The sequence below is a fragment of the Pseudoalteromonas arctica A 37-1-2 genome (genome assembly GCF_000238395.3).
Taxonomy (GTDB): Bacteria; Pseudomonadota; Gammaproteobacteria; order Enterobacterales; family Alteromonadaceae; genus Pseudoalteromonas; species Pseudoalteromonas arctica.
In genome coordinates, this window is sequence record NZ_CP011025.1 from 550,199 (window position 1) to 569,228 (window position 19,030).

General features: G+C 37.6%; 9 protein-coding genes and 1 tRNA gene. 3 read left to right on the forward strand and 7 right to left on the reverse strand.

Annotated features, from left to right (window positions below; genetic code table 11):
* Nucleotides 1-211: 211 nt before the first annotated feature.
* The 7 genes from PARC_RS02430 to PARC_RS02460 all read right to left on the reverse strand — a co-directional run bounded on the left by PARC_RS02430 (nt 212) and on the right by PARC_RS02460 (nt 14,118).
* Nucleotides 212-1,873 carry an HD family phosphohydrolase gene (locus PARC_RS02430; protein WP_010554126.1) on the reverse strand — a complete coding sequence of 554 codons (1,662 nt, stop codon included), beginning with the start codon at nt 1,871-1,873 and terminating at the stop codon, nt 212-214.
* Nucleotides 1,845-3,956, reverse strand: coding sequence for a CHASE2 domain-containing protein (locus PARC_RS02435; protein ID WP_238142560.1), 2,112 nt, complete (start codon nt 3,954-3,956; stop codon nt 1,845-1,847). Before PARC_RS02435 ends, PARC_RS02430 begins: the two co-directional genes overlap by 29 nt.
* 128 nt (nt 3,957-4,084) lie before the next feature.
* On the reverse strand, nt 4,085-4,918 hold the full coding sequence (locus PARC_RS02440; protein WP_010554129.1) for an MBL fold metallo-hydrolase: 834 nt from the start codon (nt 4,916-4,918) through the stop codon (nt 4,085-4,087).
* 9 nt (nt 4,919-4,927) lie between these two features.
* Nucleotides 4,928-11,068: an Ig-like domain-containing protein gene (locus PARC_RS02445; RefSeq protein ID WP_010554130.1), complete on the reverse strand. Its 6,141-nt coding sequence runs from the start codon at nt 11,066-11,068 to the stop codon at nt 4,928-4,930.
* Between the two features lie 39 nt (nt 11,069-11,107).
* Nucleotides 11,108-12,229, reverse strand: a complete 1,122-nt coding sequence (locus PARC_RS02450) for a FecR family protein (protein ID WP_010554131.1) — start codon at nt 12,227-12,229, stop codon at nt 11,108-11,110.
* Between the two features lie 12 nt (nt 12,230-12,241).
* Nucleotides 12,242-13,567, reverse strand: a complete 1,326-nt coding sequence (locus PARC_RS02455; RefSeq protein WP_010554132.1) for a surface lipoprotein assembly modifier — start codon at nt 13,565-13,567, stop codon at nt 12,242-12,244.
* Between the two features lie 475 nt (nt 13,568-14,042).
* Nucleotides 14,043-14,118 (reverse strand) — tRNA-His (locus PARC_RS02460).
* Nucleotides 14,119-14,402: 284 nt separating this feature from the next.
* Here PARC_RS02460 and PARC_RS02465 point away from each other — a divergent pair.
* From PARC_RS02465 to PARC_RS02475, 3 genes are all read left to right on the forward strand, one after another.
* The gene (locus PARC_RS02465) at nt 14,403-15,221 is read left to right on the forward strand and encodes a mechanosensitive ion channel family protein (RefSeq protein ID WP_010554133.1); all 819 of its coding nucleotides are present in this window, start codon (nt 14,403-14,405) and stop codon (nt 15,219-15,221) included.
* A gap of 188 nt (nt 15,222-15,409) precedes the next feature.
* Nucleotides 15,410-16,198 (forward strand): DUF481 domain-containing protein, encoded by a 789-nt coding sequence (locus tag PARC_RS02470; RefSeq protein ID WP_010554134.1) that lies wholly within the window; start codon nt 15,410-15,412, stop codon nt 16,196-16,198.
* A gap of 122 nt (nt 16,199-16,320) precedes the next feature.
* On the forward strand, nt 16,321-18,999 hold the full coding sequence (locus PARC_RS02475) for an SLBB domain-containing protein (RefSeq protein WP_010554135.1): 2,679 nt from the start codon (nt 16,321-16,323) through the stop codon (nt 18,997-18,999).
* Nucleotides 19,000-19,030 lie beyond the last annotated feature (31 nt).

Sequence of the window (19,030 nt, forward strand, 5' to 3'; positions counted from 1 at the left end):
TTTTACTGTTGCTACACAGAGCACTAAATGCTACCTTTGGAGCCATATTTTTTGTTAATAAAACAACATAAAAAAACAAATAAAAAGTAAAAGGATTTCTATAAGTAGAAATAACCCCGTGTGTAAATGCCACCGTATGGTGGCATTTTTTTGTTTGAATAGTTATAGACTGTAATAAGCGCATTTTGAATAAAGGCATGGCTTATAGGTGCTAACTTATAGGTGTGTAACCGGGTAAGTTATCAAAATCTACCTCATCTAGCTGCTCTGGGTTAGCATATTCATTGATATAATTTTTATAGACTTGCGACTCAATAAAAATAGCAAAAATGTCAGCATCAAGATGGTTTTTAGCAACCATTGACCCTAAAATAAATAAACACTCACTGACCGGTTTTGCTTTTTTGTAGGGCCTGTCTACTGCAGATAGCGCTTCAAAAATATCCGTAATAGCCATTAACCTTGCAGGCACCGACATTTGCTCTTTGGTTAAACCTCTTGGGTAACCAGTACCGTCAAGTTTTTCATGATGACCTAAAGCATATTCAGTCACATTGCTTAAGTGTTTAGGGAACGGCAGGGCATCTAAAATATTTTTAGTTACATCCATATGACGTTTCATTACTTCACGTTCGGCTTCGGTTAACGTGCCTCTTCGTATTGTTAAGTTTTCAACTTCATCAGCTGAGAGCAATGGTGTATTAATATCATTTATAACGAGTTGGTATTTGTTTGCAATGCGTTCAATGTGCTCAAGTTCTGCATCACCTAAAAACTCGCCCCCTACATTCACACGCTGTAATAATGCACGGTCTAATGCCAACTGTTTAAGCTCGGTATCAAGTAGGCGTTCAAATTGTTGAACTTCGATAGGTTTTTGCAGCTTCATCGCATAGATGATTTTTTGCTGATACGCTATTTTTAAATCTCGGCTAATTATTTCAAATTTAGCATCTACATATTTTATTCGATCAAAAATAGTTTCTAGTTTTGTCGACTTTTCCATAATGTGATCGGGAGTCGCGATTTTCCCGCAGTCATGTAACCAGCCTGCTATATCAAGCTCATGTCGGTCGGCTTCACTCATTGAAAATGAAGCCAAAGGGCCTTTATTTATATCATGCACGGCATCAGCTAGCATTAACGTGAGTGCTGGCACTCGTTTACAATGGCCACCGGTATGAGGAGACTTTTCATCTATTGCCATCGCAATTGTTTCAGCAAAGGTCGAAAAAAGATCTTCCATTCCCTTAATTAGTGTTGAGTTAGTTAGTGAAATAGCGCCTAAAGAGGCAAAAGATCGAATTAGAGTGACAAGCTCTTCACTAAAAGGGATATTTTTATTTTGCGCATCTTTTACATTTATAAGCTGGATTACACCAATAATGTCATCTTCATGATCTTTTAAAGGAATTGTTAGCATGGACTCAGAACGATAACCCGTGCGGGCATCCATTTTGCGAGCTGTGCTCATATCAAAGGGCAGGGCATCATACACGTCAGGAATGTTAATCACTTCGCCAGAATTTGCAGAGTGGGCAACAATAGCTGTTTCGTTTGGTTTGCCATCAATAAAAAGATCTATATTAGGAAAATCTACAGGGCTCCCTAAAGTGCCACCTAAATAAAGATTTAATGACTTATTTATTACCGTTTCAAACTTGAGTTGTTTGTTTGGGGTAATAGAGTAAATGCTGCCAGCATCAGAATTTGCTATCGACATCACAACTTGCAGTATTTCATCAAGTAACTTAGACGAGTTTTTTTCTGTTGTTAGCCTAATACTAATATCGATAAAATGCTGAAGGTTTGTTTTGTCTTTAATGTGCTGTCGCATATGTTTACTACTTTTTAGTATGTTTGAAGGCACCATTCCAATCCTTAGCTAGTGTTTGCAAATCAGTGCCCTTAATACGTTCGATAAAAATGGTATAAACGTCAGAGCTAAATACGGTCGTGCTGTGTAGTTCTTTAAATAAGCTAAGCGCTTGTGGCCAGTTTTTATTATAAAAAAGCGTCATGGCCTGCTGTGATTTTTTAACTTCATTTAACTGTTCTTCATCGAGCTTATCTGTAAAGTTTATAGGTTCAAACAACTGTACAGCGGCTGTTTTTCCGACAACTTGCACTTTATCTATTAAACGAAATGCAATATGAGGGCATTCCTTCATCGTTTCTTCTGTAACAAGAATAGCTACGCCATAAAACTTGGTCAAGCTTTCTACTCTAGCACCTAAATTAACAGTATCACCAAGAACTGTATAGGCTTTACGGTAAACCGAACCCATATCACCTACATTCATATCGCCAGTACTTAAACCGATACCAATTTTTATTGCAGGCTGATTGTTTTCTGCAAATAACTGATTTATTTGCGTTAACCCGTTAATCATACCCATTGCGGCTTCAACACCATGGCGAGCGTGGTTTTCATCTTTTAGTGGAGCATTCCAAAATGCCATCACCATATCGCCTACGTACTTATCAATAGTCCCGTTATTATCAAATATGATTTTGGTAATAGCCGTAAGATATTCGTTTAAATATTCACTTAACTGATGAGGCGACATACTTTCTGATACTGAAGTGAAACTACGAATGTCGGCAAACAACACCGTCATATTTTTTCGCTCACTTTTTTGAGATAAACTTTTACCCTGTAGTATCATCTGGTTTATACGCTCAGGAGGCATATATTGGTCAAACATAGATTTTATTTTTCGGCTATGCTTCATTTCAGCGATAGAACCAACAATGATGTAATAACCCGCTAATATAATGATGAGTAAAAGGGGCATTAATAAAGGTAAACTAATTTTTTGCACTGACCATAAATAAACGTTTAAAAATATAACTACACTTGTGACTGTAAGAGACAAAATTATAATAAAACGTGCGCTCTTACCGTGGCTAAAAAACGACAGTACGCTACCCGTTAATGCAATGATGAGTAAACTTGCTCCCAGTGACCAATTAGGTTTAGAGGGAAGTAGCTCTGGGTGCATTAATCCTTCAAATATATTGGCATGAACCTCCACACCGGGATACTGTAAACCAACAGGTGTTGATCTTAAATCAGCGAGTCCAATTGCCGATGTGCCAATAAAGGCTACTGTGCCTTCTAATTCCTCTAAACCAATTTTTTTGGTCAAAATATCGGTAGCCGAATAATAAGGGAAGCTATGTGCACGCCCTTTGTAAGGAATTAATATTTGCCCATATTCATCAGTTTGAATCCACTTATCTTGAAACTTTATACCTTCGAATAAGGTTATACCATCTAATATATTGGAACGGGTTTCTATGTTTTCAGCAAGGGTATAAAGTCGAGCAACTTCAAGTGCTAAAGAAGGGTAGAGCTTATTGCCAACTCGATTTATAAGAGCTGCTTTACGTATAAAGCCATCTTCATCGCTATGTGCATTGATAAAACCGGTACCCGTTGTAGCATTTTGTAACTGTGGAATATTTACAATAGCACCAGGAAACTGGTTTATTTGTGAATTAGTATGATCCGCATTTGCCCATATAACACTGCTTTTAGCTGGCAAGTTTTGATTAGTGAGTTGTTCATCAATTAATAAAAAACCAAGAACAGTATCATTTTTAGATAATGCGCTTGCTAGTTTTGTGTCTGCATCGACTTGTTTAGTAATTTCAGCAAAGGGGATGGTGTACTTTTTTGATAAATCAGGAATTTCAGACATAATTTTTGTAACAGGGTTTTCTTCCTGTTCAGAAAAAAATATATCGAATGCAATAACAATAACACCTGCATCAGTAAGCTTTGTAACAAGGTCAGCTACTTTTGAGCGACTCCAAGGAAAGCGTCCTTGTTCTTGCATGCTCTTTTCATCGATATCAATTATTACAACGGTTTCATCAATACGCCTAGGCGTCTCTGAAAGTGTTAGTAACAACCGAGAGTCGTATATTATACCTTCTACGCGGTTCACTAACTTTGCAAGCGACCCAGTTGAAAATAGCTCTATTGATGCAATTAATAATGTAATAACAGCGCCAATGAAAAAGTGCTTTGAAGTAATTGGTTTTAAGGAGCTAATGAGTAACGCTCCTTGATAGGCTAAAATTCAAAAACTCGTCCTTCTCGGCCGCACTCTATTTTTACCTGTTGAGCGTACTGCGTGTGTAAATATTTTTCTATAGCTAATAACTGTTCATCGGTTCTTGATGGATCGTGGCTAATAATAACCACATTTTTAATACTCGCTTTTATCGCAAGCTCAGCCACCTGATCTATGGTGCTATGCCCCCAACCATGTTTAAGAGGCAAGTCTGCATCTATAAATTGAGCATCATGAATTAGTAAATCAGCGCCTTCAATAAAATTGACCCATTCGCTAATACTTGTGTTTGCTTTTTCTGGCGGATTTAGCTCATTGTCGGTAACGTAAGCCACCTTTTTATCATCCGCTTTAATACAATAAGCAGTCCCACCGCCAGGGTGATTTAGTGGAGCAGTCGAAACCAAAAAACCATTAAGTGTAAATTGCTTTTGAGACGATAAATCAGTATTAAGCGTAATGCTGGCAGGTAAATCTTGATAACACACCGGAAAGTACGAACCACTCATTTGCTTTAATATGGCATCTTGGCTTTTTTTATCATCAACGTTACCCACAGTAATAGTTATATCGCGGTTGGGTTGGTAAATAGGTTTAAAAAAAGGAAACCCTTGAATATGGTCCCAATGATTGTGCGTTAGCAAAATATTGATAGGACTTTGTGTTTCTAGTAAACGTGTACCGAGCTCTACAATACCGGTACCAGAGTCTAAAATAAGATCTTTACCGTTACTTTGTTCAATGTACACACATGAGGTATTTCCCCCAAAAATGTGCGTATTACTTCCTGCTGAAGCCATTGAGCCTCTAACACCAAAAAATTCAACTTTCATGATTTAAGGCTAAGCTCCATCTTCTACAAAATTGAATTTAGAAATACTAACATTGTTAGAGTTAGTGTCATTACAGGTGCTGCTTACAACAACTTGGGTGTCATTTTGTAAGATGATTGAAGTAAATACATGTGTACTGGTACATTGGCTTGCTTCATAAAATCCGGCACCACTGGCTCCAAACGTATTATCTAAAGTACCGCCAGTTAAAATACGCGCTAACATTCCTTTATTGTTAGCCATGCCGGCTAAAATAAGTTGATTGCTACTATCGAGCGCTGCACCACTTAGCTCAGTGTTACCGCTTGACGCCAAAGTATATTCACCGACACCATTTACGGCAAAGCTAGTATCAAGCGCACCCGTAACGAGCAACCTAATAACATTGGCTTTATTTGGCGAATCAATAAGGTTTGCTATTAAATATAACTTACCCGTTGTGTCAGTTAAAATCTGCGCTATTTTATTGTCGGTATCTGTGGTTTCTTCACCTACATATTTAAAGACTTCAGTACCGTTTGAGCTTAACTTCAATGCGATTAGCTTTGAAGTGCCACTTAATACTGCCTTACCACCAATGAAAATATCTGCATTGTCGGTATGTACACGGTTATAGTACTCAAAAGCTGAGCCTATGATACTTCCGCCAGTGCCAAAGTTTGGCTCAAGGGTACCTTCTGGTGTCAACATTATAACGATTGGGCTAGGAGTGCCGCTTATTACGATTGACCCAACAGTAATAATGTTACCGCTATTATCAAGTGCAATACCTGTCAGGTTTACCAATTCTGCGCCACTGACAGAGGTTGTGTATACACCATCTGTTGCAAATGAAGTGTCTAAATTACCAGACTGATCAACTTTAGCTACAAAGCCTGCTTCACCATTTTCACTATTTTTAGAGCCTGTAATAACTAAATTGCCGTCGCTTTGCTCGGTTAAAGCGACGCGCGACTTACTCAAATCTATGGCAATTTCTTTATGGCCACTTTCGCTAAAGCTAGTATCAATATCACCCGCACTCGTAAAGCGTGTTAATACTAACTTAGTAATTGAGTCCGATTTAGCCGTTGATGCAAGAATATACTTACCGGCATGAGGGCCATTGCTAAGTTGTAAAACGTGCATTGATTCATCGTTTGTCGCATCTACTAAATTATTAAGGGTAAAGTAACCATTCGTTTCAAAGTTACTAAATAATGTGGCTTGACTGTCTATTGCTGCAATAAACGGTTTTGTATTTGAATCATCATTAACACCAGCTACCCAAAGAGTGTCATTAGAGTCGATAGCTAAAGTGTTGGCAAATTGCTTACCACTTATACCATCAATTATATTAATGCCGGAGGTGCCATAGACACTATTTAAAGTACCTTCATTATTAATCTGTGCTGAAAATAATTTTTCTGAGGCTGATACGCCAGTCGTCCCCGACAAACTAATGCCATTGTTACTAGGCTCGTGTTTAATACCTGTAATTTTAGCGCCGCCATTACCATTACCACCATTACCATCAATATCATAAATTGCTATACCAGCATTACCAAAGGTGGTGATTAGTTCCCCATTTTTATTAATAGCTAATATTACAGCTTCTTTTTCACCACTATTTCTTGTTATATATCCACCTGCAAAGGCAGTAAATTCAGAATCACTAACTCCGCCTACAGCAAAAAGTTCGTCGTCTTTATCATTATCAAATATATCAATTGTTAGTGCTGCGCCACCATTAAAGTTATTGTCATTATCGCCATCAGATTTTAAATAACGAAGTAGAGAGTCTTTTGTTCCCTCTGCATTGGTAACACTCCCAACCACTAAGTAATCGGAATCATCAAAGTTCTTAACTGCAAAGCCTTCATCATCTCGATTAGCGCCGCTAACATCGACAATAGCTGGAGTAGAGTTCTCAAAATCTAGATCTGATTTTTTATAATGTATCCATAGACTATCGTTTTGAGTGCCATCAAAGCGTTTACCTACAGCCAGTATTTTATCGTCATCAATTTCAAGGTCATTAATAACAAGAGTACTCGCTTGTGAAGTACAGCGAACTCCTGAATCATTCTCACCAGAGTCAGTACTTACAACGCCAGCAGTATTCATTTCCAATAAGCAGGCTTCAGTATTTGTGCCGTCAAAACTAGAATAAGCAATAAAGAGATCTGTACCGTCAGAAATAATAGCTGTGGCTTCCTCATCATCATCTAAATCTAATATTTTTATTCCATTACTATTAAAAGCATTATTTGTTATGCCAGCGTTGGTGTAAGACACAACAATAATATCTTTATCGTCGCCATCAACAAAACCAACAAAATAAAGGTTGCCATTAAGCTCAATACTGTCTTTAAACTCACCTCCAGAAAAAATGTTTGAAAGATCAAGCTCACCTGTAATCGGGCGGCCAAATGTCACATCTTCAGTTGGAATAAGAAGCTCAATTTCATCAGTAATATTAACGGTTATGTTAACGTTTGAACTTTCATTAGGTGTGCCATCATCAGTTATAGTGACATTTAAGATATATTGATTAGTTGTTTCAAAATCAAATGGGCTTTCACCTATGGTTGATAAAACACCAGAGCTACTATTAATTTCAAATGAAGCAGTGTCACCGCCAGTTAAACTATAAGTTAAGGTCTGGTTCTCAATATCTGACGCGCTAACAGTCCCAATAATGTCGCCATCTGTAGCATTTTCACTAATACTAAAACTTTGAACCGATGCTACAGGTGCATCGTTAACACCAGTTATCGTAATAGCGACCGTGGCAGTATTTGTTCCACCATTATTATCACTAACGGTATAAGTAACTGTTGCTAAGCCATTGCTATCAGCTGCCGGTGTGTATTGAATTTGATTGCCAACTACTGAGGCTGAGCCAATATCAGCTGAGGCTGAAGAGATCACCAAGCTGTCTCCATCAGAGTCAGTATCATTTGCTAATACGTTTATCAGTATTGGTGCTGCATCTTCAGCCATGGTCGCGGTATCGTTATTGGCAACAGGTGCATCATTCACTGCAGTTATCGTAATAGCGAGCGTGGCAGTATTCGTTCCACCATTATTATCACTAACAGTATAAGTAACTGCTGCTAAGCCGTTGCTATCGGCTGCCGGTGTGTATTGAATTTGATTGCCAACTACTGAGACTGAGCCAATATCAGCTGAGGCTGCACTGATCGCCAGGCTGTCGCCATCTACATCTGAGTCATTTTCTAATACGTTTATCAGTATTGGCGCTGCATTTTCAGCTATGGTGGCCGAATCGGCGTTTGCTATTGGAGCATCGTTTACGGGGGTAATAGTGATAGTTAACGTTGTTGTACTGGCACCACCGCTGCTATCGCTTACAGTATAAGTAACTGTTGCTACGCCGTTGTCGTCGGCTGCCGGTGTATATTGAATTTGATTGCCAACCACTGCGACCGAACCAGTACCTGCCGAGGCAGCACTGATAGTGAGGCTATCACCATCCACGTCGGAGTCATTTGCCAATACGTTTATCAGTATTGGCGCTGCATCTTCATCTATTGTAGCTGAGTCTGCGTTTGCAATAGGAGTATCGTTTACGGGAGTAATAATTATTGATAAGTTTGTAGTTGCAGTACCACCATTACCATCACTTATTGTGTAGCTAATAATTGCTGTTCCATTTGTATTCGCAGCAGGCGTGTATTGGATTTTATTATCAACAACAGATGCAGAACCTATATCTGCAGTAGCAGCTGTTATTGTAAGAGTATCGCCATCAATGTCGGAGTCGTTAGCTAGTACGTTAACTAATAACGCAGGAGCATCTTCGTTCATCGTTGCTGAATCAGCATTTGCAGTAGGGTCATCATTAACGGATGTAACGGTAATAGTCACACTTGCTGTTCTGTCGTTTATACCTTCATTACCAGTGCTATAGCCATCAGTAATAGTGTAAGTTAGTACTATCTCACCTGAAAAGTTTGCTGGTGGAGTAAACTGTATTTTTCCGGCGACAATAGTCGCTTCTCCAACGATATTTTCTATGTTCGAAATACTAATCGTATCGCCATCTGCATCAGTGTCGTTAGCTAGCACGTCTAATAAAGATGCAGAGCTGTCTTCGTCTAACGTAAATTGATCGTTATTGGCTTCTGGAAAAGTATTAACGCCGCTTTCACTTAATGTTACTTGAGCTGTAGCAGTTAAGCCTTGCTCATTTGAAATTGAATAAGTAAAGCTATCTACACCAATAAAACCTAAGTCTGGTTGGTAGGTAAATGAGCCATCAACTTTTAATGTAAGCTCGCCATTTTGAGTTGTATTGATTGCCGTGGTGTTAACTGATAAATCGCCAGCCTCAATATTAAAATCGTTAATTAATAAGCCATTTTGTACTGTTACTTCAAATAATTTATTTTTGCTAAATTGATAGGCATCATTTTGTGCAACAGGGTTATCGGGTTCGCTGTTTATTACTAAAGTTACTGTGGCTGTAGAGGTTGCACCTAATGAGTCTATAGCTTGATATTGAAATTGATCAACACCATTAAAATTAGCATCCGGCACATAACTAAAGCTGCCATCAATTGCTAATAATAGTTGGCCATGTGTTGGTGCCACAATAAATGTTTCATCAACTGAAAAACTGTCATTATTTGGGTCAGTATCGTTACTAAGCAAACCATTGGCTGCTGTAACCACAAGTGTTTCATCTTCGCTTAAACTATAGCTATCATTTTTTGTTACAGGGGCTACGTTAGTGTTTGAGCTTACAATAGTTACATTTGCAATAGCCTGAGCACCTTGTGCATCAACAACTCTATACTGAAAGCTGTCTTCACCTTGCATGTTCTGCTCGCCTTGGTATTCAAAGCTACCATTATCAAAAAGGGTTAATTGTCCTCTTGTTGGTTCGTTAACAGGCGTTGTATCAACAGTTAAGTCATCTAAATCAATATCGCTATCGTTAATAAGTAAGCCAGGCGATAGGACAACTAAGGTTCCATTGTTTGTGATGTTATAAGTATTATCAAGCGCAATAGGGGCGTCGTTAACAGCTAAAATGGTTATCTCTACAACTGCGGTATCTGTCATACCTAGCTCGTTAGCAACTTGATAGCTAAAGGCATCTTCACCATTAAAGTTTGCAATAGGGATATAAGTAAAATCCCCATTTTCATTTATATTAATGGTGCCATGCTGCGGTAGAATTAATGCATCTGCATTTACACGTAAATCGCCACTGTATTGATTCGTATCATTTGTTAGAACGTTGCCTTGCAGAGTTTGATCTTCATTTATCTGAAACTGATCGGCATTAGCTTCTGGTGCAAATGCAAGCTCTCCACCCACTGGTGCTATGTTTATTATATTAGCAAAGCCACTTTCACCACTGCCATCAATACCGGTAATAAGTACTTGATAACTTTTATCTGTAAGTGACTCGGTAATGCTTAATGCAGTATCTTGAATACTTAAAAATTGTTGCCCGTTTTCTAATTCATTAATATTAGTAGATGAAACTCCAGCTTGAGTTGCAATATAAACGTTATAACGATTAAGTTCGGGGTTAGCCTGCCACGAAAGATTAATATTATCTTCGTCTCGCTGAGCTGTAACACCTTCAATTTGATATGGTTGCCAGTTAAAAGTAATTGCATCAGCAAGGACTTGATTATTTAAAGTGTCAGTTATCCATATTTCTAGGCGTATCTCTCCTGGAGTTACACCATAAAGTGCAGGGCTGAGGCCTATAATTGATTTTTCGTAGTCAAAACCACAATCAGAAGAACACAGTGATATGCTTTTATTGACACTAGGGAGCACTAAATTAACTTCAGCAATGCCATCAGTATCCGAAGCTTCAAGTAAAAAAGAAACGTTGCCTTGCACAGTTTCGTTTGTTTGTGAAAAAACAATATTAGCGCGTGTATTAGCTATGCTTGATCCAACTACTCCTCTACTTGAAGTGACAGCACCTAAAACTTTTGTATTCTTGGTTTTATTGCTCGCTATAACACCAGCCAAATTTATATAGCTAGTCACCGTTGGCGATACTACTTCAGCCGTAGGTGATTGTATTGCCTCTTGAGCAGGGCTTTCTTCTGAGCCTCCACAGGCACTTAACAAAAACACCATAGAACCAAGCAAAAATATATTTTTTGCTGTCATTTTAAATACTCCATAATAAAAGCTTTGTATCCAATGTGTTTATGGTTCTAATTTAAAAGAACCGCTAGCATTTACATCAGGATTATTTATTTCGTTAAGATTAAAGTTGCCAGTAATATTGTCTAAGTCATTCAAAAATATTGCATCAACATCGCCCTCGGCTTTATTGTTGCCATGGGATGCAAATGTAACGGCTAGGTCAAGTTCGCTTAAATTTATTAAGCCGCTGTAAGCCGCATACCAATTTCCGCCCGCGTCATTAAAACTAATTTCGCCATCAGGTACCGTGCCATTATCAAAATCAACAGCCATAGTCATAGCAAAGTCAGTAACAGCACCCACACTCGAATTTACATTAAAGCTTGATGCTTCATAGTTAAATACACCTTGGCGCTGAGCTATTTGATCGACTAAAGATGCGCTGCTAACTGTTTGAAATTGTTGTTCAGAATATATATCCATAGTATCTGTATCTGCTTCAAAAGCATTTACTTCAACTTCAGTTACAGATGCTTGTTCAGTCTCTTCTTCGTTGTCATCTTTAGGGTCGATCGTTACTATATTTTGATCAAACACACGTGCCGCACGCGTCATTTTTAATACTTCACCAGAGGCTGTAATTTGTGCAAACGAAAATGCCTCGTTATCACCCAAAGAAACCACGCTATTATTTTCTAAAGTTAAATCTATTGCGCCATCCCATACAGCTAAAAACACATTGCCTTCAACGAGCTGAACTTCAAAATGTGTTCCACGTATACCAATAGAGCCAACGGGGGTTTTTACATTATAAGAGCCGCCATTTTTTTTAATCACACCCGAAATAGAGCGTAAACCACCTTTAAGTAACTCAATAGAAGCAGAACCTTGTTGGGTATTATCATCAAATTCGTAGTTAGCAATATTTAGTTCTGAATTTTCTTTTAAAGCGATTAAACCACCATCCGACATTGAAAATTGCGCTTTGCTTTTCTCTCCGGTCGTAATGCGATCTACACCAAAAACGGTATCTCTGCGCTGCAACTGCCGTTGTTGTTCAGAGCTTCCATCAACCGCTAGTACAGAGCCTCGCGCTAAAATAGTTTTACCAGCAGGGGAGTTTGCTTGTGTATAAAAACTTACACAAAGTAAAGTGGTAATTACAGGGAGTAAATGTTTCATAAATACCTTAAATTAAAATGAGTAAGAAGCGCTTAAATTGATATCTAAACGGTCATATTCGAATAAAGAAATATTACTGGATTTATCTTGATAGTTGGCAGCCAACTGTATTGCTAAATCACGATTAACTAAGTAGCGAACAGAAGTTGAGAGCATAAAGAGGTTATCGGCACGTTCTTGTAAAAATAAAGGGTGATCATCTTTATAATTAATCCATTGGTATCCAGCAAGAGATAACAACTGCCAATGTTGAGCTAGTTGAGTGTTCACTTGGTAGTACAAACTCGTAATATTACGGCTATTAAATTCACCTTCAGTAATATCGGCTTCTTCATTTTTAGCGTTAACACTTAAACTTTGAAACCATTGCTTAGTTGCATAGCTAGCTCCTGCGTTTATTGCATAAAACGAATTATTGAGCTTTTCATCAAATCTATTATTTAAAACACCCGCAGTCGCAGAGCTAAATAAATTAACTTGTTTATTCAGCTTATAACTAGCACCTGCTGTTAAAGCTGATTCAGTACGATAAAGATCGCCATCAAGCATTAATGGAGTCGTCGATACTTGTGCAAACCAACTTATGTCATTTTGTTTATATTGATAGGCAGCATTAATATGCGCATTTATACGATCGTATTGGCTGAGTTCTGCAAACTTGTACCACCCGGTATTAACACTCAAAGTGATTAAACTTTTCTGATCTATAGGGTGAGAGTACTTTCCTCTGTAATTTAGTCGCGCATAGTTGTCTTGCGTACTTTTACTTTCTGGCGATAATAAAAATTCACCAATATTAGGGATTATAATCGTATTTTCTGCCGTACCCGCATTTACGTTGCCATCAACGCCAAGTGCAAGCTCAATATTTTGCTTATAAGAACGCCCAGCTTCTTGCTTTTTAAGTGTGGTTGTATCAAGTAACGACTGTGCCGAAGATTTTATGTTATTAGGTGTGTTAGGTGAGTTAATCAGTATTAAAGCTTGAGTATCGGCAGCAGGTAAATTATTAACGGTTAAATAAGCACGAACTAAGTACAAGCGAGCTTCATACCATCTAGGGTTATTTTCAACCACGCGTTCAAAAGCAAATACAGCAGGTGCCGCATTTCCTGTTTTAAGCGCAGAAACCCCAAGTAAAAAATCATAAACAGGCTCACCTAAGTATTGAAATTCACTGTTACTTTTTTCGTAAGCCTGAGTATATTTCTTTTCAGAAACTAATTTTTGCAGTTCAATCAATAGATTATCATATTCATCATTGCTTTGAGCCAATGAGCTAAAGCTTATTAAGGCCAAATAACTACATAGTAAATTTCTTAAAAGCTGTTTAATCATGCTTAATTTTATATCCCATAGGAAGTTTGATGTTTTGTAATAAAGTGATGTTATACCAATCTGCTTATGTGTGAGGTCTATTTAACGTTAAGAAAATCACGCTAGAACTAGGCGGAAATTTTTGTATCTAGTTGTTCTAAATAAAAAATTTTAACAACGTTTTAGTGAAATTTAATTCGTTAAGTTGCTCAAATATTTATGCAGGTTGGTATTAGTACTAAAAATCTAGCACTTTTTGTACTTAAGTACAGCCAATGTAATCACATTGGTTAAATAAATGTTATTTAATTGCAGGCTAAATACTTGCTAATAAATCTTCAAGTTAAACTAATTAAAGGGGAGAGGTTGCTGATAAACTAATTTAGCTTAAAATATTAATTTGGGTAACAAAGCTTAGGTATGCTGTATAGAATATTAAAAAAGATAATTTAGGGGAATTATTAAAATATAAATAAGGGATTACTAGGAGAAAAAGTGGGGCGATTGACGGGGCTTGAACCCGCGACAACCGGAATCACAATCCGGGGCTCTACCAACTGAGCTACAACCGCCACTACACACACCTTGTTTGGTGTGGCGCGCATAATACATAAAATAATAAATGTTGTGAAGTCTAAAAGTGAAATAAATTAAAATAATTTAAATAAACAAATTTAATCAGTGTTAGACAGCTAATATTTACGGGGATTAAGTAACATATTTGTCGCATAACCTTCGCGAAAAATCGAATATAGGCGACTTTAATAGTATTAATTCATTATTCTATGAGAATAAATTGTAAATTAATGTATAATAATGCTCGGAAAACGCTTAATAAAAAACATTTGGAGTAAATATGGATTCAGTACTTAATTGGCTTAACGATAACTCAGGCCTAATCTTACACTACGGTATACAAGCTGTTGTTGCGCTTGTTATCTTTTTGCTTGGTAGTCGTATCGCTAAGTTTTGTTCTAACTTAACTGAAAAAGGTTTTGCTAAAAAGAAAGTAGATAAAGCTGTAGGGTCGTTTGTTTCAAGCATTGTGTACACACTTGTATTTGCTGTTACTATTTTAATGGCACTTTCGCAAATTGGTATTGAAACAACTTCGTTCATTGCTATTTTAGGTGCTGCAGGCTTAGCTGTTGGCTTAGCATTACAAGGTTCATTATCTAACTTCGCATCAGGCGTACTTATTATTTTACTTCGCCCATTCAAGTCTGGTGACTTTGTTGAAGCAGGTAATAAAATGGGTACTGTTAAGAAAATCGAAATATTCTCAACTGAACTTCGTACTCCAGATAATAAAGTAATCATCGTACCAAACTCTCAAATAATGTCTGGCGCTATTACTAACTTCTCGCGAGAGTCTACTCGTCGTATCGACTTAGTTATTGGCGTTGGTTACGATGCTGATTTACGTCAAGCTAAAGAAGTATTGAAGTCTGTATTAGATGCAGAAACACGCATACTTAAAGATCCAGCTTATACCGTAGCTGTAAACGAGTTAGGGGATTCTAGCGTAAACTTTGTTGTTCGTCCTTGGGTTAACGCTGCTGATTACTGGCCTACTTACTGGTCATTAATGGAAAATATTAAAATTGCATTAGATGATGCAAATATTGCAATCCCATTTCCACAAATGGATGTTCATTTTCACAAGCAAGACTAATTTTAAATACCTATTTAATTAAAGCTCGTCTTAATTGTTGCAGTAGTAAAGCAACTCAAAAATATAAAATTTTCATGTGGAGTTCTCTGCATGAAAATTTTTAACGTAATTAATGAGTTGTTTTGCTTGCTCTTACAAGTAGCGGTTTAATAAAATAGATACACATTTTATACAAAGGTTATTTTTTAATGAAATTAAAGCTTTTATCAATTTTAGTTGCAGCCTCTGCTGCAACTAACGCATTTGCTGCAGACGTAGACACAGAACAAAAAACGTGGGAAGTTACCAGTGAGCTTGGCGCTATTATCACAAGCGGTAATACAGAAACAACCACGCTTAAAGGTGGTATTAAGGTTCAGCACAACCTTGAACAATGGAACAATGAATATAAACTAGATGGCATTTACAAAGAAGATGAAGTTGAAGATGCTAACGGCGACAAAAACAAGCAGCGTACTAATGAAAAGTACTCTATTTCTGCGCAAGGTAATTACAAATTAAATGAAGATCATTCTCATCTATTCATTTATGGTTCACACGTTTCAGATTATTTTGGAGCATATAGAAGTGAGTCAGTAATTTCTGCAGGTTATGGTCTACGTTTATTAAACGAAAAAACAATGTGGTTAAGTGCCGAAGTTGGTCCTGGTTATAAATATTTTGAATACCCAGATGACAGCACTGAAATAGATGATAACGGTAACTCTCTTGCTGGTGAATTTGAAGGTGAAGTAATTGCCTTAGGTAAATTAGATTACAACTGGCAAATTTCTGAAAATGCACGTTTTACGCAATTAGTTGCTGTTGAATATGGTGAAACAAACACTAAAACTCGCTCTGAAACTGCATTACTTGCAAAAATAAACGGCTCATTACAAATGAAAGTCGCTTTTAATGTCACTAACAACTCAGATGTTGCTGACGACAAAGAAAGCACTGACACAGAAACATCATTTACTCTGGTTTACAGTTTTTAACCAATGTAACTAAGTTAATGACACTAAAGTGACAAAAGGGACGAAAGTCCCTTTTTTATTTGCTCAAAATTAATGTATTATAGCCATCAATTTTGGTTGTAGACCTAGGGATATACCTACTCGTGAAAGTTTTTACGCAATTTATTAGTGCTTTTATTCTACTTTGTAGTTTTAGTACTTTGGCTTTTACGCCAACACCTTCTCAAATAGAGCAATTTAAAAAGTTACCCAAAGCTCAACAAGAAGCTCTAGCTGAGCAGTATGGTGTTGATATATCTACGATCACTGGAACAAATCAATCTAACAATCAAAATAGTACGCAGCAGCAAAATAGTATTGGTGAGCGCACAGAGCCAGAAAAAGAAGAGCTTACAGACGAAGAACGTTTTAAGCCTAAAACAGATGAATTAAAACCATTTGGTTACGAGCTGTTTGCTGGTGAACCAACAACATTTATGCCAAACGAAAACGCGGCAGTTCCCGACACATATATTGTAGGTTCAGGCGATCAGTTAAAAATCAACTTATATGGGAAAGAAAGCAATAGCTATGAAGTAATAGTTGATCGTGAAGGGCGATTAAGTATCCCTGATTTAAGCCCTGTTGAGATCGCGGGTTTAACTTTTGCAGAAATTAAAGAGTTAGTGAAAGCAAAAGTAGAACAAGAAGTGATAGGGGTAAAAGCCTTCGTATCGCTTGGGCAGCTTCGTAGTATGCGTATATTGGTATTAGGTGAAGCATACAAACCTGGTAGTTATAGCGTGTCTTCTTTAACAACTGTGTCGCACGCATTATTTGTAAGTGGTGGTGTTTCTGATATTGCATCGTTACGTAATATTCAAGTTAAGCGAGCAGGAAAAGTAATTGCAAACTTCGATCTATACGACCTACTTATTAATGGCGATAGCAGCAACGACATAGTACTAAAGCCTGGTGATGCTGTATTTATACCATCGGTTGGTGCTCAAGTCAGAGTTGAAGGCGCGGTTAAACGCCCTGCTATATTTGAACTTAAAAAAGGTGAGTCTGCCAAGCAATTACTAGCTATGGCTGGGGGTCTTAAACCAAATGCGTACGCTAAGAGCGCAATTGTAGAGCGCTTTAATTTCGATCGTAAAGAAGTGCTGTCGGTAGATTTCTCAAAACCACAAATTAACTATACTCCACAAGATGGCGATCGCATTCGTTTTAATTCAGTTAGCTCTCAATACCAAAATTCGATTAGCTTAATCGGTGCTGCTGCTCGCCCTGGTAATTATCAATGGCATGAAGGTAAGCGTATTTCAGATATCCTTAAATCAGTGCGAGGTGACTTACTACCGCAAGCCGATTTAAGCTACGGACTCGTAATCCGTGAAATCAATATTAATGGCGATATTGAAGCGCATCAGTTTGATGTAGCCCAAGCTATTATTAAAAATCCAGAAAATAACTTACAGCTTCAGAGTAATGATAAAATTGTTATATTTAGTCGTTTTGAAGAAAAAGAAGCTGAGTTATCTGCATTAACAAATATGGCTCTCAGCCAAGAGCAGCAAGAGCAGCAACAAAAAGCAGAGCAGTGGCATAAGTTTGAGCAAAAAGAGTTTGAAAAATATATTGGTATTAATCAAGAAGACGAAGAACTTGTTCTTGAAGACAACAAAATACTAACGATTGCTGAAATTTCTAAACGCAAAGCAAAAGAAGAAGAAGACCAAGAACTCAAACCTGAAGATTATGCATTATTTAGCCGCCATAACTTGTTAGCGCCGATTATTGCTAAATTTAAGCAGCAAGCATCAGTGCAACAAGCTATGCAATTAGTTGAAATCAGCGGGAATGTAACTTTCCCTGGTATTTATCCACTAATGATTGGTGGTGAGGTAAAAGACTTAATAACAGCAGCGGGTGGATTGCTTGAATCTGCCTATGTAAAACAAGCTGAGATCACACGTATAGTAGCAAGTGATGCGTCTAAAATTGAGCACTTACGACTTGACCTTGAAAGTGCAATGAAAGGTGATTTACAAAGTAATATCACACTGCAGAGCAAAGACAGCATAAACGTATTTGCAATACCAAATTGGCAAGAAAACGTAAAAGTTGAGCTAAAGGGTGAGCTTAAATTCCCGGGTACTTACACAATACGCCGAGGAGAAACGCTTACTGAATTGCTAGAGCGTGCGGGTGGCTTTTCAAAATTTGCAGAGCAAAAAGCCGCTGTATTTACCCGTACGTCGATTAAAGAACAAGAGGAAAAGCAGTTAGCACGTTTATCTACAGAGCTTCGCCGTGATATAGCTTCTAAGAGCTTCCAAAACTCTGTAAGCAGTAGCACACTTTCATATGAAGAAATGAACAAGCTGTTAAACGACCTCGCGAGTGTTGAAGCCGTAGGACGTTTAGTAATTGATTTACCTTTAATTGTAAATAACCAACAAAACTTAGTATTACAAGATGGCGATACACTTTATGTACCAAGCAAGCGTGATTCAATTAGCGTAATTGGTGAAGTTAATTACTCAACATCGCACCTATACAAAACTGGGGTGAGTGTTGATGATTATCTTGCTTTGAGTGGTGGCCTTAAAGAGCGTGCCGCTGAAGATCGAATTTACATTATTAAAGCCAATGGTTCAGTGAAAATACCAAACACAGGTGGCTGGTTTGCAGCAAATAATGCTGATCAGTTAGAACCAGGCGACACAATAGTAATACCAATGGACGCAGGACACATGGACAAGCTAACGCTTTGGAGCACTGCAACGCAGATTCTTTATCAGCTAGGCGTAGCAGTCGCAGCAATTGGTAGTCTTTAATATAGAGTAGTTTTTATAAATATTTTTTGAG